The sequence below is a fragment of the Pseudomonas sp. TMW22090 genome, assembly GCF_022496665.1.
Classification (GTDB): Bacteria; Pseudomonadota; Gammaproteobacteria; order Pseudomonadales; family Pseudomonadaceae; genus Aquipseudomonas; species Aquipseudomonas gregormendelii.
In genome coordinates this window covers 926,168-950,265 of sequence record NZ_SCFH01000001.1, presented here as the reverse complement: position 1 = coordinate 950,265, position 24,098 = coordinate 926,168, and the positions used below count along the sequence as shown (strand labels likewise).

At 60.5% G+C, this 24,098-nt stretch carries 26 protein-coding genes; 16 read left to right on the top strand and 10 right to left on the bottom strand.

Going from position 1 to position 24,098, the window contains the following annotated elements; translation table 11 throughout:
- Position 1 precedes the first annotated feature (1 nt).
- Positions 2–559: an ATP-dependent Clp protease proteolytic subunit gene (locus EQV97_RS04455; RefSeq protein WP_045058582.1), complete on the bottom strand. Its 558-nt coding sequence runs from the start codon at positions 557–559 to the stop codon at positions 2–4.
- Between the two features lie 177 nt (positions 560–736).
- On the opposite strand from EQV97_RS04455, the gene EQV97_RS04450 reads away from it, so the two are divergent.
- Entirely contained in the window at positions 737–979 is a 243-nt protein-coding gene (locus EQV97_RS04450) for a KGG domain-containing protein (RefSeq protein ID WP_045058581.1), read from the top strand.
- 49 nt (positions 980–1,028) lie between these two features.
- On the opposite strand, the gene EQV97_RS04445 is transcribed toward EQV97_RS04450, so the two are convergent.
- Complete coding sequence (locus tag EQV97_RS04445) at positions 1,029–1,628, bottom strand: MliC family protein (RefSeq protein ID WP_240888500.1); 600 nt, start codon at positions 1,626–1,628, stop codon at positions 1,029–1,031.
- A 181-nt stretch (positions 1,629–1,809) separates the two neighbouring features.
- Positions 1,810–2,124 (bottom strand): hypothetical protein, encoded by a 315-nt coding sequence (locus EQV97_RS04440; RefSeq protein ID WP_225569790.1) that lies wholly within the window; start codon positions 2,122–2,124, stop codon positions 1,810–1,812.
- Between the two features lie 280 nt (positions 2,125–2,404).
- Between EQV97_RS04440 and EQV97_RS04435 the strand changes: the two genes are divergently transcribed.
- From EQV97_RS04435 to EQV97_RS04425, 3 genes are all read left to right on the top strand, one after another.
- On the top strand, positions 2,405–2,770 hold the full coding sequence (locus tag EQV97_RS04435) for a histone-like nucleoid-structuring protein, MvaT/MvaU family (protein WP_045058578.1): 366 nt from the start codon (positions 2,405–2,407) through the stop codon (positions 2,768–2,770).
- 239 nt (positions 2,771–3,009) lie between these two features.
- Positions 3,010–3,717, top strand: a complete 708-nt coding sequence (locus EQV97_RS04430; protein WP_045058577.1) for a TetR/AcrR family transcriptional regulator — start codon at positions 3,010–3,012, stop codon at positions 3,715–3,717.
- Positions 3,707–4,483, top strand: coding sequence for a pyrroline-5-carboxylate reductase dimerization domain-containing protein (locus EQV97_RS04425; RefSeq protein WP_240888499.1), 777 nt, complete (start codon positions 3,707–3,709; stop codon positions 4,481–4,483). Before EQV97_RS04430 ends, EQV97_RS04425 begins: the two co-directional genes overlap by 11 nt.
- Positions 4,484–4,516: 33 nt before the next feature.
- Here the strand turns inward: EQV97_RS04425 and EQV97_RS04420 are convergent, their stop codons facing one another.
- On the bottom strand, positions 4,517–6,553 hold the full coding sequence (locus EQV97_RS04420) for an NADH:flavin oxidoreductase (RefSeq protein ID WP_225569787.1): 2,037 nt from the start codon (positions 6,551–6,553) through the stop codon (positions 4,517–4,519).
- Between the two features lie 255 nt (positions 6,554–6,808).
- Between EQV97_RS04420 and EQV97_RS04415 the strand changes: the two genes are divergently transcribed.
- On the top strand, positions 6,809–7,717 hold the full coding sequence (locus EQV97_RS04415; RefSeq protein ID WP_122839787.1) for a glycine betaine ABC transporter substrate-binding protein: 909 nt from the start codon (positions 6,809–6,811) through the stop codon (positions 7,715–7,717).
- A gap of 115 nt (positions 7,718–7,832) precedes the next feature.
- Complete coding sequence (locus EQV97_RS04410; protein ID WP_240888498.1) at positions 7,833–9,833, top strand: U32 family peptidase; 2,001 nt, start codon at positions 7,833–7,835, stop codon at positions 9,831–9,833.
- A gap of 66 nt (positions 9,834–9,899) precedes the next feature.
- Here the strand turns inward: EQV97_RS04410 and EQV97_RS04405 are convergent, their stop codons facing one another.
- Both EQV97_RS04405 and EQV97_RS04400 read right to left on the bottom strand, forming a co-directional pair.
- Positions 9,900–10,364 carry a YMGG-like glycine zipper-containing protein gene (locus tag EQV97_RS04405; protein WP_122839919.1) on the bottom strand — a complete coding sequence of 155 codons (465 nt, stop codon included), beginning with the start codon at positions 10,362–10,364 and terminating at the stop codon, positions 9,900–9,902.
- 92 nt (positions 10,365–10,456) lie between these two features.
- Positions 10,457–10,795, bottom strand: a complete 339-nt coding sequence (locus EQV97_RS04400; RefSeq protein ID WP_122839788.1) for a hypothetical protein — start codon at positions 10,793–10,795, stop codon at positions 10,457–10,459.
- A gap of 252 nt (positions 10,796–11,047) precedes the next feature.
- Between EQV97_RS04400 and EQV97_RS04395 the strand changes: the two genes are divergently transcribed.
- On the top strand, positions 11,048–12,121 hold the full coding sequence (locus EQV97_RS04395) for an NAD(P)-dependent alcohol dehydrogenase (RefSeq protein ID WP_122839789.1): 1,074 nt from the start codon (positions 11,048–11,050) through the stop codon (positions 12,119–12,121).
- A gap of 37 nt (positions 12,122–12,158) precedes the next feature.
- Complete coding sequence (locus EQV97_RS04390; RefSeq protein ID WP_240888497.1) at positions 12,159–13,397, top strand: DUF4010 domain-containing protein; 1,239 nt, start codon at positions 12,159–12,161, stop codon at positions 13,395–13,397.
- 96 nt (positions 13,398–13,493) lie between these two features.
- Here the strand turns inward: EQV97_RS04390 and EQV97_RS04385 are convergent, their stop codons facing one another.
- The 3 genes from EQV97_RS04385 to EQV97_RS04375 are packed head-to-tail and all read right to left on the bottom strand — an operon-like array spanning position 13,494 to position 14,915.
- Entirely contained in the window at positions 13,494–14,057 is a 564-nt protein-coding gene (locus tag EQV97_RS04385; RefSeq protein ID WP_122839791.1) for a GNAT family N-acetyltransferase, read from the bottom strand.
- A gap of 54 nt (positions 14,058–14,111) precedes the next feature.
- Positions 14,112–14,354 (bottom strand): hypothetical protein, encoded by a 243-nt coding sequence (locus tag EQV97_RS04380; protein WP_122839792.1) that lies wholly within the window; start codon positions 14,352–14,354, stop codon positions 14,112–14,114.
- A 6-nt stretch (positions 14,355–14,360) separates the two neighbouring features.
- Positions 14,361–14,915 (bottom strand): cytochrome b, encoded by a 555-nt coding sequence (locus EQV97_RS04375; RefSeq protein ID WP_122839793.1) that lies wholly within the window; start codon positions 14,913–14,915, stop codon positions 14,361–14,363.
- 200 nt (positions 14,916–15,115) lie between these two features.
- Between EQV97_RS04375 and EQV97_RS04370 the strand changes: the two genes are divergently transcribed.
- Genes EQV97_RS04370 through EQV97_RS04340 form a run of 7 tightly spaced genes read left to right on the top strand, consistent with a single transcriptional unit; the run spans position 15,116 to position 21,410 of the window.
- Entirely contained in the window at positions 15,116–15,793 is a 678-nt protein-coding gene (locus EQV97_RS04370; RefSeq protein ID WP_122839794.1) for a thermostable hemolysin, read from the top strand.
- Positions 15,783–17,264, top strand: a complete 1,482-nt coding sequence (locus tag EQV97_RS04365; protein WP_240888496.1) for an AMP-binding protein — start codon at positions 15,783–15,785, stop codon at positions 17,262–17,264. The genes EQV97_RS04370 and EQV97_RS04365 overlap by 11 nt, the downstream gene beginning before the upstream one ends.
- Positions 17,261–17,935, top strand: coding sequence for an iron-containing redox enzyme family protein (locus EQV97_RS04360; protein ID WP_122839796.1), 675 nt, complete (start codon positions 17,261–17,263; stop codon positions 17,933–17,935). Before EQV97_RS04365 ends, EQV97_RS04360 begins: the two co-directional genes overlap by 4 nt.
- Positions 17,922–18,731: an SDR family oxidoreductase gene (locus EQV97_RS04355; RefSeq protein WP_122839797.1), complete on the top strand. Its 810-nt coding sequence runs from the start codon at positions 17,922–17,924 to the stop codon at positions 18,729–18,731. The genes EQV97_RS04360 and EQV97_RS04355 overlap by 14 nt, the downstream gene beginning before the upstream one ends.
- On the top strand, positions 18,728–19,372 hold the full coding sequence (locus tag EQV97_RS04350) for a tetratricopeptide repeat protein (RefSeq protein ID WP_122839798.1): 645 nt from the start codon (positions 18,728–18,730) through the stop codon (positions 19,370–19,372). Before EQV97_RS04355 ends, EQV97_RS04350 begins: the two co-directional genes overlap by 4 nt.
- A gap of 11 nt (positions 19,373–19,383) precedes the next feature.
- The gene (locus EQV97_RS04345) at positions 19,384–20,046 is read left to right on the top strand and encodes a response regulator (RefSeq protein ID WP_045058566.1); all 663 of its coding nucleotides are present in this window, start codon (positions 19,384–19,386) and stop codon (positions 20,044–20,046) included.
- Positions 20,043–21,410: an ATP-binding protein gene (locus EQV97_RS04340; RefSeq protein WP_122839799.1), complete on the top strand. Its 1,368-nt coding sequence runs from the start codon at positions 20,043–20,045 to the stop codon at positions 21,408–21,410. The genes EQV97_RS04345 and EQV97_RS04340 overlap by 4 nt, the downstream gene beginning before the upstream one ends.
- Positions 21,411–21,447: 37 nt before the next feature.
- On the opposite strand, the gene EQV97_RS04335 is transcribed toward EQV97_RS04340, so the two are convergent.
- Positions 21,448–22,350, bottom strand: a complete 903-nt coding sequence (locus tag EQV97_RS04335; RefSeq protein WP_122839800.1) for a LysR family transcriptional regulator — start codon at positions 22,348–22,350, stop codon at positions 21,448–21,450.
- 337 nt (positions 22,351–22,687) lie between these two features.
- On the opposite strand from EQV97_RS04335, the gene EQV97_RS04330 reads away from it, so the two are divergent.
- Positions 22,688–24,028: an aromatic acid/H+ symport family MFS transporter gene (locus EQV97_RS04330; protein WP_240888495.1), complete on the top strand. Its 1,341-nt coding sequence runs from the start codon at positions 22,688–22,690 to the stop codon at positions 24,026–24,028.
- The last annotated feature ends 70 nt before the right edge of the window (positions 24,029–24,098 follow it).

Below are 24,098 nucleotides of genomic sequence, written 5' to 3'. Positions count from 1 at the left end.
CTCACCCACCGCTAACTTTCCAATGCTTGATGTCTTCAGCAAAGACCACCTGGCGCATCTCATGGGCGATGCCATAGGCCAGGGACTCATGGGCTGCGATGACTTTTTCCTCCGCTGACAGGCAATGAAAAATATCCAGCTTGGTATCCGCATTGGCGGTCTCCAGGGCATAGATTTGCACGTAACGCGCCAGGTCGTTATCCAGACTGGACAGGTACTCGCGCAGGCGCTGATGGTCCACCGAACTTTGACTGAAGTACCAGTTCATCGGGTGAATCAGAAATCGCGAGTGAGGAGAGGTGATTCGTCGGTCGGCCGCCAGGAACATGATGATGCCCATGGATTCAATGTTGCCGGCGTTGATCGCGCACAGCGGTACCGGCAGTGATTTCAGGAAGGTATAAAGCGTGAAGCCGAAGTTGGTGCTGCCGCCGCTGGTCGACAGGTTCAACAGCAGGGAAGTCGCACCCTGTTCAATGGCTTCCAGGCAGCAATCGCGAAAGCGCTCGGTGGTCGACTGATCGATCTGGCAGTGAAAATGAATAATGTGTTCGGTCATTGGTTTTCCTCCGGTCGCAAGCCCGTCGAGCCCCCATCGGTTCACCCGGATTAAGAAACTATAGGCCCGGTTCCGTTCGTCGTGAAGCAGGCATATTTATTCAAACTTTCGAATCCCCCTGTCCTCGGAACTATACGAGCCCTGGCGCTCGTAACCCACAATAAGAGGTATGCAGAGATGGCTAACAGCGGAAGTGATAAACCCGGCAACTTCGCAAATGACCGGGAAAAAGCCTCGGAAGCCGGCAAGAAAGGCGGCCAGGCTTCGGGCGGACGCCAGTCCGGTGAGGCCGGTAAGTCGACCGGCGGCGGGCAAGGCAGTGGTCGTGGCGGAAACTTCGCCGACGATCGGCAAAAAGCCTCTGAAGCAGGCAAGAAAGGAGGAGAAGCCAGTCATGGCGGCGGCGGGCGTAAATCCTGATGCCGTTTGAGCCTGATCAAGCCCTGCAGCCATGCGGGGCTTGATTCATTCAATTGTGTTTTTTGCAGGTCATTTCCTTCGCTCCGTAACCCCAGGTCACCCGTGCCTCGCCCTGATGCTCCCAGAAGCTCTCGTTGCGCCCCTGGTAACGTGCCCCGCTGGCCGATTGCTCGACGAGCATCAATGACTGCTCACCCTTGTAAGTTGCCATCATCGAAGCAGGTTCGGTCTGGAAAAACGTCGCGCTGAGCGTACCGTCCCGAGCACATTCAAAAGTCACGGGGCCGATGGCTGGCACCAGTCCATATCCGGCTTGCAGCTCGACCATCCGCTGGCGATAGGCGTCCTGGATGCAGGCCTGTTTGTTATCAGATTTCCAGCATTCGTCACGCCCCTTGATCCAGCCGCGCTGCTCGGCCTTGAGGGTATTGGCGCGGTTGCCGGCTTTCTTCAGCGCCCGGTTATAGGCGGCCGCCAAGTCTCGGTCCCGGGTTGCCAGTTCGGGACTCTTGCAGATCAGGTCTTCCATCGAGCCTGGCGTTATGGCGTTGCACTTGAACGATGGCCCTTCCTGGGCTGACGCCTGATTGGCGACGACTAACATTGTCAAACCGGCGCTGGCCAGCAGCATGGGGTAGCTGAAGATCATGGACGACTGCTCCTGGGCAAAGGTTGTGATGATTGTTTCAAACTCACCGCGAGCATGAAGCTGACTCGGGCGTTGATCATGGACGACTGATTTGAAGTGCCCGGATCGTCAGGTACTGCTAATGTGGCTTCAAACACAACATCTGCATCGACGATAGGCGTCTGGAGTTTATCAGTGGTATCTAGAAACTGCCTGCCAAGTACCACTGGGCATAGGGTGTGTTGGCAACTTTAAAGCGGTTGTAGTCGGGGCTGCCATCATCCCACCAGACCGGGCCACGCTCCCCAAGTGCAACTTTGGCCGAGTTGACATCCGCCCGGGCGGACTGCAACTGTTCGAGATCGCCGCTGGCCTTGGCAGCCTTGACCTGGCGTCGCGCGTTCATCAACTGATTGACCAGAAGTTGGCGCTTGTCAGCGGCCAGCGACGGGTCTGAACATCGCCACAGCTGACCTTTGACGACAAAGTAGCGGCCGTCCGGGGTGGTGGGGTTCATGGGTGCAGCCCCCTGTCGCTTGATGTCGGCGCGCGATCCGCAACATTCCCCACAACATGGCGATAGCTATCGCCATCCAGGAGGCGATCATGCTGAAGATTGTCATTGCAAGGCTCATAAATTCCTCCGCTGCTTTGTCGTCTTCGTGCTCACCCGATAGATGACCACGGAGTGTCTGGGGGATTCAAATTTTCGTTGAATGACAACTAAGTCATCTGTAACTAATTCAAACTCTATTTTTTGGTGTAATGTTAGGGAACTCATCACGTAGAGATCTCCCATGTCCAAACTCGCAGAATTTCGCCAACTGGAAAAACACCTGGCAGAACAACTCCAGGCGCTGGAAGCATTGAAAGGTGATGCTGGCCTCAAGCAGGAAATTGAATTCGAAACCAAACTGCGCGCGCTCCTTGCAAAGTATGGTTACAGCTTGAAAGACATCGTTAACCTGCTCGACCCGCAAGCCGGTCGCCGTGCACCTGCTGCCGAAGCCAAAACCGGCACGCGCAAGCCGCGTCAGGTCAAAGTCTACAAAAACCCGGAATCGGGTGAAGTTGTGGAAACCAAAGGTGGCAACCACAAGACCCTGAAAGAATGGAAAGCCAAGTACGGCTCCGAAAAAGTCGAGTCGTGGCTGGCCAAGTAATTCCGGTGCGCGCCTGACTGCGTGCAACCGCTTGACTTGCAGCACACACCCACATGAGCCCGCGAAAGCGGGCTTTTGTTATTAGCCGCCTGACCCACGTTTGGCGGTTTGTCTCGTTCTGATAACTTCAAGGGCTGCGTGCAGCGCGTCTTTAAAATGTACGCTCATGTACATCGCATGTACGCTATGGATGTGCGGGTGTACAGTGGTCAGGAATTTTCAGTAGAAGGTGCACCCCAATGTCCCAGGCAGGACGAGCGAAAACCAAGGCGCAGGACGCGGGCTGGCGGGGCTCGGTTGATGTCTGGCTGGATGCCGCCTATGACGCGCTGAAGGAGTCGGGGGTGGACGCCGTGCGGGTAATGCCGCTGGCCAAGCGCCTGAATTTGTCCCGCACCAGCTTCTATTGGTTCTACGAGGACCGCGAACAACTGCTAGCGGCGCTGCTCGCCCGTTGGCGGGATAAGAACACCGGCGGTATGCTCAGCCAGTGCGAAAGCTACGCAGAGAGTATTTCCGAGGCGATTCTCAACGTTTTCAAGTGCTGGCTGAACCCGGAGCTGTTTGACTCACAATTCGAGTTCGCGGTGCGCAGCTGGGCGCTGCAGTCGGATGAAGTGTCTGGCGAAATTGCCTTGGCCGATGAAGCGCGTATAGGCGCACTGGCGGCGATGTTCCGCCGATTTGGCTACGACAACGAAGGGGCCGATGTACGCGCCAGGACGATCTACCTCACGCAGATCGGCTACATCTCGATGAAGACCACCGAAGATATCGTGGTGCGCTTCAGACGCATTCCCCAGTACGTCAGCGTGTTTACCGGCAAGGCGCCCAAGCGGCGTGAGCTTGACCGTTTCTACGGGACCTTTGGCTACGCGCAAACAGAACCCGGCGTGTTCGTGCCCTTGGCTGAAACCTTCGAGGGAACCCCGATCGATGACGAGTAAGACCCTGGGAATCATCGGCGGTACCGGCTGGCTGGGGCGAGCCCTGGCCGAGGCGCTGCTCGACAGTCAGTTCATCGCGCCGCAGCATCTGTTGATCTCCAATCGCTCGGGCGTGACTGCGTTTGAGTCAGGCGTACGGCTGCTCGCTGACAATCAGCAACTGGTGGATCAGAGCGATATCGTCGTGCTGTCGATTCGCCCGGAGCAGTTTCAGGAGCTGCGCATCAACGCTCGGGGCAAGCAGGTGATCTCGCTGATGGCGGGCGTGTCGGCGCAAGCCATCAGTCTGGCGACCGGGGCGCAAGTCGTGGTGCGGGCGATGCCCAATGCGGCGGTGGAAATTCGGCAGTCGTTCACGCCTTGGTGCAGCAACGTCAGCCTGGATGAACAGCAAGCCTTGTGGATTCAAGGTCTGTTCGAATGTGTAGGCAGCGCAGACGCAGTGCCTGATGAAGCCTGTGTCGATTATCTCAGTGCGTTGTCGGGAACCGGCCCGGCATTCCCCGCCATGCTGCAACTGGCGCTGACACGGCAAGCAGTGGCCGCAGGCATTCCACCGGATATCGCGCAACGAGCTGCTCAAGGCGTTGTCGTGGGTGGCGGGCACATGTTAGCCCGACACGATCCGCAACAGCTGATCGATTCGTTGCTGGCGTACCGGGGCGTGACAGCGGCAGCCCTGCAGTCGATGGTCGATGATGAGTTCGAGTCGCTGGTGGGGCGGGCGGTGGACGCCGGCGCGCAGATCGCACGCCGGGGCATGTAGAAGCGGCTAAGGCCTGCGCGCAGGCCTCCGGTCTCAGATGTCCTTCACCAGCCGCAGTGCGTCATAGATGGCCGCGTGGGTGTTGCGCGCCGAGACTGCGTCGCCAATGCGGAACAACTGGAAGCGCCCCTCGGGGTGCGTGACGAGGTGCTGCGCATTACCGGCGATCAAGTCATGCTGCTCGACTGCTCCGCCATTGCTGGAGAGCGGGCGCAGCTCGAAGTACAGGTCATCCAGGGGCAGGGTGCCGTGGTTGACCACCACCTGATCGACGACTCGCTGCTTGTGCACCTGTCCGTAATCACTGCCAAAAGTCGCAACCAGCGTACCATCGCGCTTGTGCACCTTCTCGACCCGGTAGGTCACGGTAAAGGTGACGTCCAGATCCTGCAGGCTGCGCATGTAGGGCACCAGGTTCATGGCCATGACTTCGGGGGCAAATGAGCGGTCGGGTGTGACGATTTCAAGGGTGGCGCCGCTCCTGGCGATGATTTCGGCGGCTTGCAGTGCGGCGTGATCCCCGGCATCGTCGAAAATCAGTACATTGCGCCCGGGCTTGATGTCACCGGAGATGATGTCCCAGGTCGAGACCACCAGTTCGTTGCCTTCGCGCAGGACTTCGGTGTGCGGCAGGCCTCCGGTGGCGACGATGACCACGTCTGGCTCGAAGGCTTGCACGGTGTCGGCCTCGGCCCATGTGTTGAAATGAAATTTGACCCCCAGGCGTTCGCACTGCGCCATGCGCCAGTCGATGATGCTGATCATCTCGCGCCGGCGTTCGCTCAGGGCCGTCAGGCGTATCTGCCCGCCAGGCTGGTCCGCCGCTTCCAGCACGGTCACGTCATGGCCTCGTTCCCCAGCTACTCGCGCCGCCTCCAGTCCCGCCGGGCCGCTACCCACCACGACCACCCGGCGCTTGACTGCGGCCTTGGGAATATCGTGGGGCATGGTGGTCTCGCGACCGGTCGCCGCGTTGTGGATGCAATAGGCGGCGCCGCCCTGGTAGATGCGGTCCAGGCAGTAGTTGGCGCCTACGCACGGGCGGATGTCTTCTTCGCGCTTCTCGATGATCTTGCGCACGATGTGCGGGTCGGTCATGTGCGCCCGGGTCATGCCCACCATGTCCACCTTGCCTGAGGCAATCGCATGGCGCGCCGTGGCCACATCGGGAATTTTCGCCGCGTGGAAGGTGGGGAAGCCGGTCGACGAGCGGATTTCTCCGGCGAAGTCCAGGTGCGGCGAGTTGCGCATGCCCTGAATAGGAATGACGTCGGTAAGGCCGGCATCGGTGTCGATGTGGCCACGCACGACGTTGAGAAAGTCCACCAGTCCGCTGTCCTTGAGCATGTGCGAGACCTGCATGCCTTCGCTGGCATTGAAGCCGCCGGGCAGCTCTTCGTCACCGGTGTAGCGCACGCCCAGGAGGAAATCTTCACCCACCCGCTGGCGAATGCCGCGCAGGATGTCGAAGGTGAAGCGCATGCGGTTTTCCAGCGAACCGCCGTACGGCCCATCAAGGTCATTGGTCAAGGGCGACCAGAACTGGTCCATGAGATGCCCATAGGCCTGAAGCTCAAGGCCATCCAGGCCAGCGGCCTTCATGCGCTCGGCCGCGTCCACGTAATCCTTGATGATGCGCTCTATATCCCATTCTTCCATTTTCTTCGGGAAGGAGCGGTGTGACGCCTCGCGGCGGTGTGACGGTGACACCACCGGCAACCAGTCGGCCTTGTCCCAACGGGTGCGACGGCCCAGGTGGGTCAGCTGAATCATCACCGCTGCGCCGTGCTCATGGCATTCATCGGTCAGGTCTTTCAACCAGCCAACCACTTCGTCCTTGTAGGCCAGCACATTGTTGAACACGGGCGGGCTGTCCCGGGAGACGGCGGCGGAGCCGGCGGTCATGGTCAGTGCCACGCCGGCCCTGGCGCGTTCCACGTGATAGGCGCGATAGAGATCCTTGGGCATGCCATCGACCGGGTAAGCCGGTTCATGGGAAGTGGTCATGATCCGGTTACGCAGGACCAGGTTCTTGATTCTGTAGGGTTGCAGCAAGGGATCGCTGGACATCGGGGGGGCGCTCCGGGGTGGGCTTCATCAGGGCTCTTTGGCTGGAAATTAGGATAAATGTACACCAGTGTCAACGTCAGAATACATAGGTGTACATTTTGCTTGCGCAAGGCAAAACCCGTCGATAAGATCTAGCTCGCATGGCGCAGAGGAAGATTCCCGTGGCCCCGGTAACACGGGGCCGCGCCATTCACGACCGCAAGGCCGTTCACACCAAGACAAGCTGCCTATCACCTCTCAATAGGAAGACGCCTGATGAACGCTCACTCACCCGACAGAAGAACCCGCTACGCGGCGCTGCTCAGTCTTGTGCTCGCCGCCAGTACTTCGCTGGCCCAGGCAGCCGACCAGGCGCCGGTGCGCATTGGCTGGGTCAATTGGTCCGATACCGAGATCACCGTCAAGCTGGCGACCACGGCCTTGCAAGACCGCCTCAAGCAACCGGTGAAACTGGTGATGGCTGACATCGGCATCCAGTTCCAGGCACTGGCCAACGGCAACATCGACCTGATCCCGATGGTCTGGCTGCCGAGCACGCACAAGGCGTTCTATGACAAGTACAAAGACCGGCTCGAAGACCTTGGGGTGCTGTATGAGGGGCGTATCGGCATGGCGGTGCCGAGTTCGGTGCCGTTGAGCGAAGTGGCCAGCGTCGAAGACCTGAACAAGCCTGAGGTCCGGGCCAGGCTGGAAGGCAAGATCCTCACCTCGGAAGTGGGTAACGGCCAGTACAAGCTGACGGTCAAGGCCATGGAGGAGTACAAACTTGAGGGCTACAAGCTGGTGGCGTCCTCTGAGACCGGGATGCTCAATGAACTGGATCGCAATCTGAAACGCGATAAATGGTCGCTGGTCAATGCCTGGAGCCCGCACTGGATGTTCTCCAAGTGGCCGTTGCGCTACCTGGATGATCCGAAGCAGATCTTTGGCGGAGCCGAGCAAATCCACGCCGTGGCGCGCAAGGGCTTTAGCGAGCAGTACCCCGAAGTGGCGTATTTCTTCGCCCACTATTCGGTGCCCAAGGCGGACCTGGAGACACTGATGATGGAGGCTCGGCAGAGTTCGTCCGACAAGGTGGTAGCGGCTTATTACGCGGCCAACAAACCGCGCTTCGACGCCATGTTCCAGCAGGGCGCAGAGGCCGTCAGCAGCCGTCAGCCCTGAAGGCTGCGGTGACCAGAGGCAGCCATGGAGTGGCGCCATTCGGTCGCCTACGGGTGCCGGTCCCGCGATAGGCCGCTACAATGCATGCCTCGACCGTGACCAACCTAAAAAAATCATGTCCTTACCCAAACATCAGCTCGAACTGCTCAGCCCTGCTCGTGATGTGAGCATCGCCCGCGAGGCCATTCTGCATGGCGCCGATGCCGTGTATATCGGCGGCCCGAGCTTCGGCGCCCGTCACAATGCCTGCAACGAAGTCAGCGAAATTGGCCAACTGGTGGAGTTCGCCCGTCGTTATCACGCCCGGGTGTTCACCACGATCAACACCATCCTGCACGACAATGAGCTGGAGCCGGCCCGCAAGCTGATCCACCAGTTGTACGATGCCGGGGTCGATGCCTTGATCGTCCAGGACCTTGGCGTAATGGAACTGGATATCCCGCCGATCGAGCTGCACGCCAGCACCCAGACCGATATCCGCACCCTGGCCCGGGCGAAATTCCTCGACCAGGCGGGTTTTTCGCAATTGGTGCTGGCCCGGGAGTTGAACCTGCAGGAAATTCGCGAAATCGCCGACGAGACTGACGCGGCGATCGAGTTTTTCATTCACGGCGCGCTGTGCGTAGCGTTCTCCGGCCAGTGCAATATCTCCCACGCCCAGAACGGACGCAGCGCCAACCGTGGCGACTGCTCCCAGGCCTGTCGCTTGCCGTACACCCTCAAGGACGATCAGGGCCGCGTAGTCGCCTACGAAAAACACCTGCTGTCGATGAAGGACAATAACCAGAGTGCCAACATCCGCGCCCTGGTGGAAGCTGGTGTTCGCTCGTTCAAGATCGAGGGGCGATACAAGGATGTGGGTTATGTGAAAAACATCACCGCCTATTATCGTCAGCGCCTGGACGATGTGCTCGAAGATCGTCCGGACCTGGCCCGGGCATCCAGTGGTCGTACCGCGCATTTCTTCGTGCCTGACCCGGACAAGACCTTTCACCGTGGCAGCACCGATTATTTTGTCACCGACCGCAAGATCGACATCGGCGCCTTCGATTCACCGACCTTCACTGGCTTGCCGGTGGGCGTGGTGGAGAAAGTCGGTAAACGGGATCTGCAGGTGGTCACCACTGATCCGTTGTCCAATGGCGATGGCCTCAACGTGCAAATCAAGCGTGAGGTCGTGGGTTTCCGCGCCAACATCGCCGAGCCCAAGGGCGAATTTGTCGAAGACGGCCAGAAACGTTATCGCTATCGCGTCGAGCCCAACGAAATGCCGGAAGGGATGTACAAGCTGCGCCCCAACCACCCGCTGAGCCGTAACCTGGACCACGACTGGCAGCAAGCCTTGCAGAAAACCTCTGCCGAGCGTCGCATCGGCCTGTCCTGGGCCGCGCGCCTGGATGAACAACGCCTGCAGCTGACCGCCACGAGCGAGGAGGGTATCAGCGCCAGCCTGTCACTGGATGGCCCGTTCGGCCTGGCCAACAAGCCGGAGCAGGCGCTGGAGCAATTGCGCGATCTGCTCGGCCAGTTGGGCACCACCGACTACTACGCCACGGCGATCAAGCTCGATGCGCCCAAGGCATTTTTCATCCCCAACTCGCAACTCAAGACCCTGCGTCGGGGCGTGATTGAGGCGCTGACGACGGCCCGCCTGCAAGCCCATCCACGGGGTAGCCGCAAAGCCGAGACCAGCCCGCCGCCGGTGTACCCGGAGTCGCACCTGTCGTTCCTGGCCAACGTCTATAACCAGAAGGCCCGCGACTTCTATCACCGCCATGGCGTCAAGCTGATCGACGCGGCCTTTGAGGCCCACGAAGAAACCGGCGAAGTGCCGGTGATGATCACCAAGCACTGCCTGCGGTTTTCCTTCAACCTCTGCCCGAAACAGGCCAAGGGCGTCACGGGTGTTCGCACCAAGGTCGCGCCGATGCAACTGGTGCACGGCGACGAAGTGCTGACGCTGAAGTTCGACTGCAAACCTTGCGAGATGCACGTCATCGGCAAGATCAAGGGCCATATCCTCGACCTGCCGCTGCCGGGCAGTGTCGCGGAACCGGTGGTGGGTTACATCAGCCCTGAAGATTTGCTGAAGACCATCCCCCGGGCACCGCATTGAGCCATGGGCGACGCAGCCGGGCTCACGGCTGCGTTCGCCTGGGCCAGGGTGTGTCCACAAAAATCTTTATGGCGTTACCTGATAACCACGCTGCTGCATGCAACTGCTATAGGCGGATGATACTGCCGTCGTATTCTGCTCTGCGCTGCGGCGGTCCTGGCGACGATCCTGGCGCTGGCGGGACCCGCCCACCACTGCGCCAGCCACCGCTGCGTCCTTGGCCTTGTTCTGGCGATATTGCTGTTTGACGTCGTCGTCCACCCGATCATAGAACTCATCGTGCTGACGACCCCGCGCGCCGGCAACCGCAGCTCCGGCAACGGCGCCAGTCGCAGCTCCGCGCACACGCCCACCGGATTGCGGCGTCGTGCTCGAGCTCGTTGTGCTGCCAGCCTGGGACTGGCAAGCGCTGACGTCCTGCTGGATGATTGCCTGCGTCTGTCCTTTGAGCGGCGTGACGGTCTCGGCTGTTGCGCTTGACGAGACCGCGCAAAGGATCAGGGTTATGCAAGGGGCGAAGACGGTTTTCATGGTGAACCCCACTGCGGCGAGTGTGCGTTGGAGTTACGACGCTTGAACCTTTACAGATTAGTTCACCTGTCGCGCTTGGCTCGCACCCCTCATCACATCGCACGTGCCTCGACGCTTTGCGGGTCGGCCAACAGTCCCTCGACTTGCGCACGCTCCCAGGTACTCAGCAGCTCCACGGGATCGGTGCCATAACGATGCCAGTCGGCAAACGTGGCCGAGCGGCTATCCGCGGCGACGCAGGATTCACAGTGGGTGAGGGTGCCCTGGTCCTGGCACAGGTTGAGCACCCAGCCATCGACTTCAACACGGATCTGGCCCGAGTCAATTCCCGGCGGGGCCTGACGGCTGATTCGTTGGATAGACCGCGTACCCAGGGCCAGGTCTCTCAGGATCTGGCAGACCTCACGGGTTGAAAGTGATTCGGTGGTCATTGTTCTGGCAATCTGGGGCAGTCATCAGGTAGGACTACAGCGTATCCGCAGCTCCGGCAAAGATCCATGACCCGTTTGCTGAAGCCAAACTCGCCCGAACTGATGGATGAGAGGTCATGAGCATAAATGTTGTCAAGCATGCGGTCGTCAAAGCCAGTAACTGTTGATCGTTATCAACCTTTCATCGGTCATTGCGGTTCATTCTGCAGGCTGTGCTGAACTTTGGCGCACACGGACAGAGGAGCAATCAGCATGGCGACCATGAAAGCGGCAGTTTTCGTTGAGAAAAACCGGATTGTGCTGGAGGACAAACCCATTCCCGAGGTCGGCCCTCTGGATGCGCTGATCCGTATCACCACCACGACTATTTGTGGCACCGACGTACACATCCTGCGCGGTGAGTACCCGGTGGCCAAAGGGCTGACCGTGGGGCACGAACCGGTTGGTGTGATTGAACGGCTTGGCTCGCAAGTGCGTGGCTTCGTCGAAGGGCAACGGGTCATTGCCGGTGCCATCACCCCCAGCGGGCAAAGTTACGCCTGCCTGTGCGGCTGCGGCTCCCAGGACGGCCCGGATACCCGCCACGGCTTCCGCGCCACAGGGGGCTGGAAATTCGGCAACATCATTGACGGTTGCCAGGCTGAATATGTGCTTGTGCCGGACGCAATCGCCAATTTGTGTCCCATTCCCGACGGCCTCAGCGATGAGCAGGTGCTGATGTGCCCGGACATCATGTCCACCGGCTTTTCCGGCGCCGAGCGCGGCGAAGTGAGCATTGGCGATACGGTTGCCGTGTTTGCCCTCGGCCCGATCGGCCTGTGCGCGGTGGCCGGCGCCCGCCTCAAGGGCGCGACCACAATCATTGGCGTCGACGCCGTACCCGAGCGCATGAGCGTCGCGCGACAGTTGGGCGCGACCCATGTGGTCAATTTCAAGGATGGTAACGTGGTCGATCAGATCATGGCCCTGACCGATGGCCGAGGTGTCGATGTGTCCATCGAGGCGTTGGGGACCCAGGGGACTTTCGAGTCTGCCCTGCGGGTGCTGCGTCCCGGCGGTCGCTTGTCCAGCCTGGGGGTTTATTCCAGCGATCTGCACATTCCGCTGGATGCCTTCGCCGCCGGACTGGGGGACTACAGCATCGTCACCACCCTTTGCCCGGGCGGCAAGGAACGCATGCGTCGCCTGATGGCGGTAGTCAACAGCGGGGGGGTGGACCTGTCACCCCTGGTGACTCACCGCTACACACTCGACAATATTGAAGCGGCCTATGACCTGTTTGCCCACCAGCGGGACGGGGTGATGAAGGTGGCGATCACACCGTGAGCATCGCAGGTGCTTTCCCCAGGCGTATGAGCGCCTCATGATCGAGAGCCTGGGCCTCACGGGAGCCGCCGCCGCGCTTGGGATTGGCCTGCTCATCGGTCTTGAGCGCGAGCGGCACAAAGGCGAGGGGCAAAGCCGTGCCTGCGCCGGGTTGCGCACTTTCGCGATTACCGCGCTGCTGGGCTATGGGTCGATGCAGGTCGGTGGCGGGCTGCTGGTCGCGGCCCTGGCGATCACCCTTGGTGTGCTGGTGACGGTCGCGTACTGGCGTAGCTTGAGCGACGACCCGGGGTTGACCAGTGAAGTGGCCCTGCTCACCGTATTGGTACTGGGAGCCCTCTGCAGCAGTCAGCCACAACTGGCGGTGGCCATGGCTGTGGTGATGGCCGGATTGCTGGCGTACCGCGAGAAGCTGCACCACTTCGCCCGCAGCCAGTTAACCGAAGGCGAAATGCGCGACGCACTGGTCTTGCTGACGGCCGCCCTGGTGGTACTGCCGCTGACGCCCGATCGCTATATCGGCCCGTATGGGGCGATCAACCTGCGCACCATTTGTACCCTGACCGTCCTGTTGATGGTGGTGGGGGCAGTGGGGCATGTCGCGGTTCGTGCCTTGGGCACCCGCTACGGCTATGCGATCAGCGCCATTGCCTCCGGATTTGCCTCCAGCACCGTGACAATCGCCGCGATGGGCCATATCGCCGCCAGGGAGCCGGTCAACGTCAAGCTCCTGGGCGCCGCCGCGATCTGGTCCAACCTCGCGACCTTCGTTCAAGCGGGCCTGATCCTGGGTGCGGTCGACACCGGTCTGCTGCGGCCGGTTTTCGGTCCACTGGTATGCGGCGCGCTTGCTACCGCCCTGTATGGCCTGTGCCTGATGTTTCCGAAAACCGCGACTAACGCCAGCCAGCCGATCAAGGTCGGCGATGCGTTCAATCTCAAGCTGGCGCTGGTGGTGACCCTGACCGTGACCGGCATCACTTTCCTGTCCTCGGTGATGCTCAGGTACTACGGGGAAGCGGGGGTGATGGTGACGGCGACCTTCACCGGTTTCGCCGATGCCCATGCTTCGACGGCGTCGATTGCCTCCCTGGCCAAATCGGGTCAGTTGCCATTCGACGCCATTGCCGTGCCTGTACTGATCGCCATCAGCAGTAATTCTCTGAGCAAATGTGTGGTGGCGTGGGTCAGTGGCGGAAGCCGGTTCGCCCTTTACGTAATTCCGGGTCAGGTCCTGCTCACACTGGCAATGTGGGCTGGGATCTGGTTGCTCTAAATGAGGCCTCTACGGAAGCTGATAGATATCAAGTCGCCCTTCACATAACCCATCAATCCTGATCAAGCGTTGGCCGAAAGATCGCGGGGCGACGGTTCACAGTTGCAGACGATGAATGACCTGGTGGCGGTCATCAGGGTCAGTGTAAGTTTCAAACCCAAGCGATCTGGCGAGGTCACGCATCGGCGCGTTGCTCGCGGAATCGACCGAATACATCTGCCGGTAAACGTTGTGGCGCGCCGCCTTGATCAAATGTTCCATCAGCAGTGTACCCAGTCCCAGGTGATTCCATTCATCGGCGACCGTAATGGCGCATTCACATTGCTGTTCATCCGTGGCCGCATAACGACTGACGCCCACCTCAATCAATTGTCCGTTGTCGTGCACCAGGGCGATGAAGGCCAGGCGCTCGCGATTGTCGGTGTCCATCAACTGATTGAGCAGGGCGCCGCCGGGCTCCTTGATCTGCGCCAGAAAACGCATGTGCCGGGACTCGGGGGACAGCCGTTGAATAAAGGCCAATTCACGCTCGCGGTCTTTCTCTGCCAGCGGCCGGATCAAAACGTGGCGACCGTCCTTGAGCGCCTCGATCCAGTGCTTTCCGGTGACCGCGGCATAGGCGGCCGCGGCCCGGTCATTGTGGTCTTTGACGGTCAGCATGGGGTAAAACTCCATCGGGTTTGAAAGCAGGCGCGTCTTGACCAACCGCGCTGTTCATTCCTTTTTACGCTGCTGTCGGTGGGTGGATCTGATCTGGATCAAAGAGTAGTGAGGCGGCGCATTCATTTGTGCCTGATTGACGTCAATCAACGTCGGGCAGGGCGCTGGTGGCGCAATCTCAAGCATTTGCTTGGCGCTCTCGATTTCTGCACCTGACAGGCCAAGCGGAGTCAAGCCGTTGCCCTGGCTGGACCAGGTCAGCGGTTCAGTAGTGCTGAAGGTTGGAATGATTGCCATCAGACACTAGCGCACAAAGCGCTTGGGCAAGATCCGGGTGAGGGTGTTATCGCGCATCCAGTAGTGGTGAAAAATCCCAGCGAAGGCGTGCACGCCAATCAGCCAGTACCCGGCGTTGCCAAGCCATTCATGCCATTCTTTGAATTGCTTCGCCAAATCCGGATCCAGTGCGATAGGCGAGGGCAGGGTAAAAGCAAAGTACGGTATCGGTTTACCGGCGGCACTGAGCATCAGCCAGGCGAGCAGGGGCGTGACGATCATCAGCACATAGAGCGCCAGGTGGGTGAGGTGGGCCAGCGCAGTCTGCCAGGCAGGGGGGCGAGGCGTGATGGGCGGGCGTTTTTGTAAACGGCCGAGTAAGCGCACCCACACCAAGGTAAAAATCGCCAGTCCAAACAGGGCATGGGTACCGAGCAGGGGGCCTTTCAATGGATGCTGGCGCGGCAGCCAGCCTCTGATCTCGATACAGGCATAGACCCCGACAAACAGCACGAGCATCAGCCAGTGCAAGGTGATCGAGAGTTTTGCGTAGCGGTTGTGAGCGAGTAAATCGCGAGTCATGACAGGCCTCTTGAACGGGTGTGGCTGCACAATCATTCGCGCGGCCCGGTTTTTCGGTAAGCGAACCGAATGACGCCAGCCTGCCCATCCAGTCTTAAGGCAATCTGAAGACTGCCCCTGGCGATCTTTTGGCCACCTTCAGACTCCGTTAAGAAATGCCTCGGATACTTCTCCCACACTTTCCCGGGAGGCGTCTTCCAATGCCCGATATTGACTGGAACATCGCTCTGCCCCTGCATTTCGGCCAGGCCGAAACCCCGCAGCTGAGTCTGGCACGCGCTCTGCCGGACGAGCCCCTGCGCCCCGTTCTGGAAGCCTTTATCCAGCAGCGCTTCCGCAAGGCCCACGGCGCGGACATCCGGCATTTCATGCCGGAGCTATTCGGCATGAACAACCCGTCGGGTGAACTGTGTGCAGTGGCCGGCGTGCGCCTGGCGAGCCGTGAGCCGCTGTTTCTGGAACGTTACCTGGACGAGCCGGTCGACCCGCTGATCAGTGCCGCAGCCGACTGTGCAGTCGACCGCAGGGGCATCGTTGAAGTGGGTAACCTGGCCGCCAGCGACACCGGCAGTGCACGCATGAGCATCATCGCCATCACCTACCTGCTGGCCATGGGTGGCCTGGAATGGGTGGCGTTCACCGGCAACATCGGCCTGGTGAACAGCTTTCACCGCCTGGGCTTGAAGCCCGTGACCCTTTGCGCCGCCGATCCTGCACGGTTAGGCGAGGACCGCCACAGCTGGGGCAGCTACTACGAGAGCAAACCCTGGGTGCACGTTGGCAACATCCGCGCCGGCTTCATTCATTTGCGCAACATAGGGATGTTCAGCCGATTGGGGTTGCCAGCGTCCATTGAGGAATCCAGCCATGTCGCCTGAAATCGAGCGTTTCAAACAGACCCTGCGCTCCCATGCCGAACGCAAGACCAATGCCATTGCCATTTGGGGGGATCACCTGAAGCTGGACTACGCGACGCTGTACGCGGAAGTGATGTACCGCCAGCAGCGTCTACGGGATGAAAGCGTCCAGGTTGTGGCACTGGCCCTGGACAATGGTGTCGACGCCATGCTGTGGGACCTGGCCGTGCTGTTCGAAGGCTTGACCTGCCTGACGTTGCCGCCTTTCTTCACGCCGGCTCAACGTCGACATTGTCTCAAGCAAAGCCAGGCTGCCCTGGTGATTGCCGAGCCGGCTCTGGAAGCGGAACTGCAAACGGCCGGCTACGAAAGGAACGGTGAATTCTGGCGGCGCACGTTCAACGGCCCGCACCGAATGCCCGAGGGCACCGCCAAACTGACCTTCACCTCGGGCACCACCGGTACTCCCAAAGGTGTGTGCCTGAGTGCCGAAAGTATCCTGCGGGTCGTCCGCGAACTCGATCAGGCCAGCAAGCCCACTGATCCACATCATCACCTCGCACTGTTGCCGCTGGCGATCCTGCTGGAAAACATTGGCTGCTATGCGGCGCTTTACGCCGGCGCGAAGCTGAGCCTGCCCAGCCAGAAAACCCTGGGTATCGAGGGGGCCAGCGGTGTCGATGTGCCGCGACTGCTCGGTTGCCTGGCCACCCGTGCGCCCGAGAGTGTGATTCTGGTGCCGCAGTTGCTGTTGTTACTGGTGAGCGCCGCGGAGCAAAAAGCCTTCAGTCCCTACTCGTTGCGCTTTGCCGCAGTGGGCGGCGCTCGGGTGAGTGAAGAGTTGCTGCACCGTGCGCGACGTGCCGGCCTGCCGGTTTACGAAGGCTACGGGCTGTCGGAGTGCGCGTCAGTGGTGTGCCTGAATCGGCCGGAGGCACGCCGCGCGGGCAGCGTCGGCCGGCCTCTGCCCCACGTGGAGATCCTTCTGGCCGAGGACGGCGAAGTGCTGATCAAGGGCTCGACCCTGCTGGGTTACCTCGGCGAGGCTGAGCACGGCGATGAGTGGTGGCCCAGCGGTGATCTTGGTGAATTCGACGCCGAGGGCTTTCTGTATATCAAGGGGCGCAAGAAACACCAGTTCGTCACCAGTTATGGCCGCAATGTGAACCCCGAATGGGTCGAGGCCGAACTGACTCAACGCCGGGATATTGCCCAGGCCTTTGTCTACGGCGAGGCCATGCCGGGCAATCACGCGCTGCTTTGGCCTCATCGCCCCGATTGCACAGACGAAGCGTTGGCCGCCGCCGTGGCTCAGGCCAACGCGGCCTTACCCAATTACGCCCAGGTTCACCACTGGACCCGTCTGGCTCAACCATTCACCCCCGCCAATGGCTTGTTGACTGCCAATGGCCGACCACGCCGGGACGCCATCGTCGAGCAGTACCGCGCGCAACTGACTAACCCTGTCTTTTCAGAGGAATCTGCGTCATGAGTTTTTTCGACAACCTGCAAGAAGCCACGCAACACGAACGCCACGCGCTGTTCAACCTGCCGGTCATTCGCGATGCCCTGGAGGGCAAGGTCAGCCTGGAAAGCTATCGGGCCTTTCTGACGCAAGCCTATTACCACGTGCGCCACACCGTGCCTTTGATGATGGCCTGTGGTGCACGCCTGCCGTCGCGTCTGGAATGGCTGCGCAAAGCAGTGTGCGAGTACATCGAAGACGAATACGGCCACGAACAGTGGATCCTCAACGATATCGAAACCTGCGGTGGCGACAAGGCCGCGGTGCGCGACGGTCGTCCCTCCTTGCCGATCGAATTGATGGTCAGCTACCTCTACGACCTGATTGCCCGGGGCAATCCGGTGGGCCTGTTTGGCATGGTCAATGTGCTGGAAGGCACCAGTATCGCCCTGGCCACCCACGCCGCCGAGAGCATCCGAGAACGCCTGGACTTGCCGCAAAGCGCGTTCAGTTACCTCAGCTCCCATGGCTCGCTGGATATCGAGCACATGCAGACGTATCGCCGCCTGATGAACACCCTCGATGATCCGGCTGACCAGGCGGCCGTGATTCATGCCTCCAAAGTGGTGTACGCGCTGTACACCGATATGTTCCGCGGCTTGCCGCGCGTCGGGGAGACTCCCCATGCGCCTCTCTGAAGCCCGCGTGGTGCTGACCGGCGCCAGTGGCGGCATCGGCCTGGCAATTGCCACCGCCCTGTGCGCCAGTGGCGCCAGGGTATTGGCCGTGGCTCGGCACCGGGAACCGCTGGAGCCTTTACTGGAACGCTACCCACAGCAGTTGTCCTGGGTCGGCGCCGACCTGACGTTCCTCACCGACCGCCGCAAGGTGCTGGCCGCCGCCGAAGGCCTCGGGGGGCTGAACCTGCTGATCAACGCCGCCGGGATCAATCATTTCGCCATGCTTGAGCAGCTCGATGACAGCGACATCAACGCCATGCTGGCGGTGAACGTCAGCGCGCCGATCTGCCTCACCAGGTTGCTGCTGCCGCTGCTCAAGCAGGCTGAAAGCGCCATGGTGGTCAACGTCGGCTCGACTTATGGCTCGATCGGTTACCCCGGCTACGCCAGCTATTGCGCCACCAAGTTTGCCCTGCGGGGGTTTTCCGAAGCCCTGCGTCGTGAGCTCGCTGACACCCGGGTCGGGGTGTTGTACGTCGCACCACGGGCCACCCGCACCAGCATGAACAGCGCGGCAGCGCAGGCGTTGAATGTTGCCCTCAAATCCAACGTAGATGATCCGCAAAAAGTTGCCTCGGCGGTGATGCACGCCATTGCCGGTGACCACCGTGACCTGTACCTGGGCTGGCCGGAACGCTTCTTCGTGGGCCTGAACAGCCTGTTGCCCAACCTGGTGGATCGCGGCCTGCGCAAGCAGCTGCCACTGATCCGTCGTCTAAGTCAGAAACCTGATAACGAGAATTTCAAGCCATGAAAAAAATCTTCGCCTGCCTGCTGATGGGCGCCTTGAGCGCAAACGCCTGGGCGCTTGACGCTGCCGATCAACAACGTCTCAGTGGCATCCAGCAAAGCTGGGCACACATTCAATATGAAATGCCCGCGGATCAACGTACCGCGGCTTTTGAACAGCTGGCAGGGCAGGCCTCGGCGTTCACGCACGAACGCCAGTCCGTGGCCGAAGCCTGGATCTGGTCCGGCATCGTCACCAGCAGTTGGGCCGGCGCCCAGGGCGGGCTCGGAGCTCTGAGCAAAGTCAAGGCGGCAAAAATCGATCTGGAGAAAGCCCTGGCCCTGGACCCCAAAGCCTTGCAAGGCTCGGCCTACACCAGCCTCGGCGCACTGTACGACCGCGTGCCGGGCTGGCCGATCGGCTTCGGTGACGCTGACAAGGCCGATCAGTTGCTCAAGCAGGCCTTGCAACTGAACCCTGACGGCATCGATAGTCTGTACTTCTGGGGCGATCACCTCTACCGTCAAAAACGCTACAGCGAAGCCCGAGGTGCGCTGCAAAAAGCCCTGCAGGCTGCCCCAAGGCCAGGACGGGAACTGGCCGACGCCGGACGGCGCAAAGAGATCGAAGCGCTGCTGGTGGACGTGAACAAGAAAATAGACTGACAGGAGTCCGAGTGCGCTTATTACTGATTGAGGATGACGTGGCGCTGGGTGAAGGCATTCATCAGGCCCTCGGCCGCGAAGGGTACACCGTGGACTGGTTGCAGGACGGTAGCAGTGCCTTGCATGCACTGCTCAGCGAATCCTTTGACCTGGCAGTGCTCGACCTCGGCCTGCCGCGCATGGACGGGCTGGAAGTGCTGCGCCGCCTGCGTGACAGCGGCTCCAACCTGCCGGTGTTGATTCTTACTGCGCGGGACGCCACCGAAGACCGTATCGCCGGGCTGGATGCCGGCGCCGACGATTACCTGATCAAGCCCTTCGATCTCGCCGAACTCAAGGCGCGTCTGCGGGCCTTGCTGCGGCGCAGCGCCGGGCGTGCACAGATGCTCATCGAACACGCTGGCATCAGCCTCAATCCGGGCACGCAGCAAGTCAGCTATATGGGTGAACCGGTGGCACTGACGCCCAAGGAGTATCAACTGCTCCACGAACTCCTGTCGCCACCCGGCCGGGTCATGACCCGCGATCACCTGATGCAGTTGCTCTACGGCTGGAACGAGGAAGCCGAAAGCAACACCCTGGAAGTGCACATTCATCACCTGCGCAAAAAGTTCTCCACTGACCTGATCCGTACTATTCGCGGAGTGGGTTACCTGGTGGAGGAACGTCGATGACCTCCATCCGGCGTCGCACGCTGACGCTGATCATCGGTCTGATGCTCGCCGGCCTGGCAGTGATCACCGTGTTCAACTGGAACGACAGCAATCACGAAATCGCCGAAGTCTACGACGCCCAGCTCGCCCAGAACGCCCGGCTGCTGCAGGGCGTGATGCGCATGCCGCTGGCCAGCAAGGAACACGCCGAACTGTACCAGGCGTTCAATAAGGCCTTGGGCGAGGCGGTGCCCAAGGTCGATGGCCATCCCTATGAAAGCAAGATTGCCTTTCAGGTCTGGAATCGTCAGGGCCAGGTGCTGGTGCACACCGCCAGTGCGCCGTCTTTTGGCACACCGCCAGTCACTCCAGGCTTCAGTGATGTGGTGGACCTGAACAACCGCCACTGGCGCGCCTTCATGCTGGAGGACAAACAAACGGATCTACGGATCTGGGTGGGTGAACGGGACGATGTGCGTTCGGACCTGGTGGACCGGATCCTGCGCCATACCCTGTTGCCCAATGTGCTGGGCAGCCTGATTCTGGCAGCGATGGTGTGGATGGCCATCGGCTGGGGCCTCAAGCCCCTGGCCGACATGGCGGCCACGCTGCGGGCTCGGCACAGCGGCTCGCTGGAGCCGCTGCAACTGACCCCGCTGCCCAGCGAGCTGGAACCGATGCAAGCGGCGCTCAATCGCATGCTCGCGCAGATCCAGGAAGTCATGGGGCGCGAGCGGCGTTTTATCGCTGACGCGGCCCATGAGATGCGTACGCCGTTAGCGGTGCTCAGGGTCCATGCACAGAACCTGATGGAGGCGGGGAGCGAAGAGGATCGCCGTGAGTCCCTGGAACATTTGATCGCCGGCGTCGACCGTACCAGCCGACTGGTCAACCAATTGCTGACCATGGCGCGCCTTGAACCGCAATCAGCGATACCGCCGTCACCGGCCATTGATCTGGCGGCCACCGTGCGCGCCAGCCTGGTTCAGTTGACGCCCTGGTTGTTGAACAAGGGACTCGAACTGGCCTTCGATGTCAGCGACGATATCGGCCCCGTCAGGGTCGATCCCGCCGCCATCGACATCGCCTTGAACAATTTGGTGACTAACGCCGCCAACTTTTCCCCAAAACACGGGTTGATCACCGTCAGGCTGAATAAACAGGCCGACCACTACCAGTTGTCTGTGGAAGATGAGGGGCCGGGGATCAATGAGGCAGATCGCGACAGGCTGTTCGAACGCTTCTACAGCCGCGGCAATGATCAGGGCGCGGGTCTGGGGCTGAACATCGTCCAGGCGATTGCCGATCGCCTGGGAGGGCAGGTCCGGTTGGAAAACCGCACGCCCACGGGGCTGCGCGCTACGTTGGAGATTTTGCGTTTTTAACGCGGCCATCCATAACCGGCCGGGTGATTGTCAGCCACTAATCAGAAAACAACTCAAACATCAGCTGGCGCAGCCAACGATTGGCGGGATCCTTGTTGTAGCGCGCATGCCAGAACAGGTTTATTTCGATGTTGGGCAGTTCCACTGGCGTCGGTAGAACCGCGAGCCCGAAGGGTTGTTCGCAACTGCTGGCAAATCGTTCAGGCACTGTGGCCATCAAGTCGGTGCGTTGAAGTATGTGGCCGACGGCGACGAAATGCGGAACCTCCAGGCGTATGTTGCGCTCGATGCCGGCCCGCGCCAGGAATGTATCTACTTCACCGTGACCGGTGTTCGCCGCGACGACCCGAACGTGGCCATAACTGCAGAAACGCTCAAGCGTCAGCGGCTCCCGGGTCGCGGGGTGGTCCTTGCGGCACACGCAGACATAGCGATGGTGAAACAGGCGCTGCTGAAAAAAACCGGCTTGCAGGTGCGGCAGCAAGCCAACGGCAAGGTCAATGGCGCCGTTCTGCAAGCCTTCGGCCAGGGTATTGGAGGTGTTGCGCAGGGTACTGATCGAGCAACCCGGCGCGCGCTCAGCCAGGGCGTCCATCAGCCGCGGCATGAAGTAGATTTCGCCAATGTCGGTCATCGCCATGGTAAATCGGCGATTGCAGTTGAGCGGGTCGAAGGTGTCCTGACGACTCAGTGCATCGCGCAAGGTCTGGATGGCCATGGCCACCGGCTCCGCCAACTGCCGGGCGTAGGGCGTGGGCTCCATTCCCTGATACGTGCGAACGAACAGCTCGTCGTTCAAAGCCACACGCAAGCGCTTCAACGCGTTGCTCACAGCGGGCTGGGTCAACTCAAGGCTATCGGCCGCCGTTGAGACCCGGCGGTCGATGAGCAACTGGTTGAACACCAGCAGCAGATTGAGATCAAGTTCACGTAATTCCATAACGTCTCGTGCAGATTGCGTGCTCATAAGGGCCGTAAATCGTTGCCCACCCTTGGGGTCTGCACCGCTCTGAAAAGGCCGCTGCAAGGGCCAAAGCCTAACAAGTGCCAGAGGGGCGCGTCCATTGGATATCGGTGGGGCTTTTGCTTCGGCCGAGGTTTATTCACGTTCGAAATAATGCCTATTCACCTGGCTGCATTTATCACGGGCGCGGGTTTGCCCATCATCGAACCCATGTCCAGTGCTCAATGCTCTGCTTAACACCATTGGACACCGCGCGATTTCCGGGGGGCGACAGATCCTCCGGCTCTATAACAATGACAAGAAGAGCGATGCCATGCGTACGATTGATGTCTCGGCCCTGATTGACGGGGCGCGTTTTAATGCCTTCCATGCCCGCGTGCTGTTCTGGTGCGCACTTATCATCATTTTCGACGGTTATGACCTGGTCATCTATGGGGTCGTGTTGCCCTCACTGATGGCCGAGTGGGGCTTGAGTTCGTTGCAGGCCGGGGCGCTGGGCAGTTGCGCGCTGGTGGGCATGATGCTGGGAGCATTGTTTTTCGGTTCATTGTCGGATCGCATAGGCCGGCGTAAAACCATCATGATGTGTGTTGCCATCTTCAGCGCAGTCACAGCCCTCAACGGCCTGGCCCGCAGCCCCGAGACCTTCGCCTTGTGCCGATTCATCGCGGGCCTGGGGATCGGCGGCGTCATGCCCAACGTGGTCGCGCTGATGAACGAGTACGCACCGAAGAAATCCCGCAGCACCCTGGTGGCGATCATGTTCAGTGGCTACTCGCTAGGGGGGATGCTCTCAGCGAGCCTGGGCATGGTGCTGATCCCCCAATGGGGCTGGCAGGCGGTGTTCTATGTCGCGCTGATTCCGCTGTTGGCCTTGCCGTTTCTGATTCGGCAATTGCCTGAGTCGATGGATTTCCTGCTGCGCACCGGGCAGACCGTCGAGGCCCAAAGACTGCTGGCACAAGCTGCGCCGTCATATGCACCCACCACCGGTGACCGGTTGAACCAGATGGTCGCCAAAGGGACAACGGTGTCCATTGCGCAACTGTTCCAGGACGGGCGCAAGTTGAATACCTTCATGTTGTGGCTGGCGTTTTTCTGTTGCTTGCTGATGGTATATGCATTGAGCTCCTGGCTACCAAAACTCATGACTGCCGCCGGTTATGGCCTGAATTCCAGCTTGGCGTTTCTGTTGGCGCTCAACGGCGGCGCGATCATCGGTGCAGTGGCCGGAGGCTGGCTGGGAGACCGGATTGGCATCGCCAAGGTGTTGTTCGCTTTTTTCACTTGCGGGGCGATCTCCCTGAGCCTGCTGGCGCTGAAAGCACCTTTACCCGTCCTGTATTTACTCATCGCCATTGCAGGGGCGTGCACCATTGGCACGCAAATCCTGGCTAACGCCTGCACGGTGCAGTACTACCCTGCGCACATTCGGTCTACAGGGCTGGGTTGGGCGATGGGCATCGGTCGGACCGGCGCCATCATCGGTCCATTGCTGGGGGGCGCACTGCATGCGTCTTCATTGCCGTTACAGGCGAGCTTCCTCATCTTTGCGGTCCCCGGCCTGATTGGTGCCATGGCTATTCTGGTGTTCCTGATCCAGAACTCTGCGAGCCGTCGAACAACTTCATCCAAGCAAGCCGTATCGCACTAGCCAGGGTCGGTCCCAGGGACGGCGCCCTTACCGCACCTGGCCAAGCGACGCGCCATGGGTGCGCAACGCC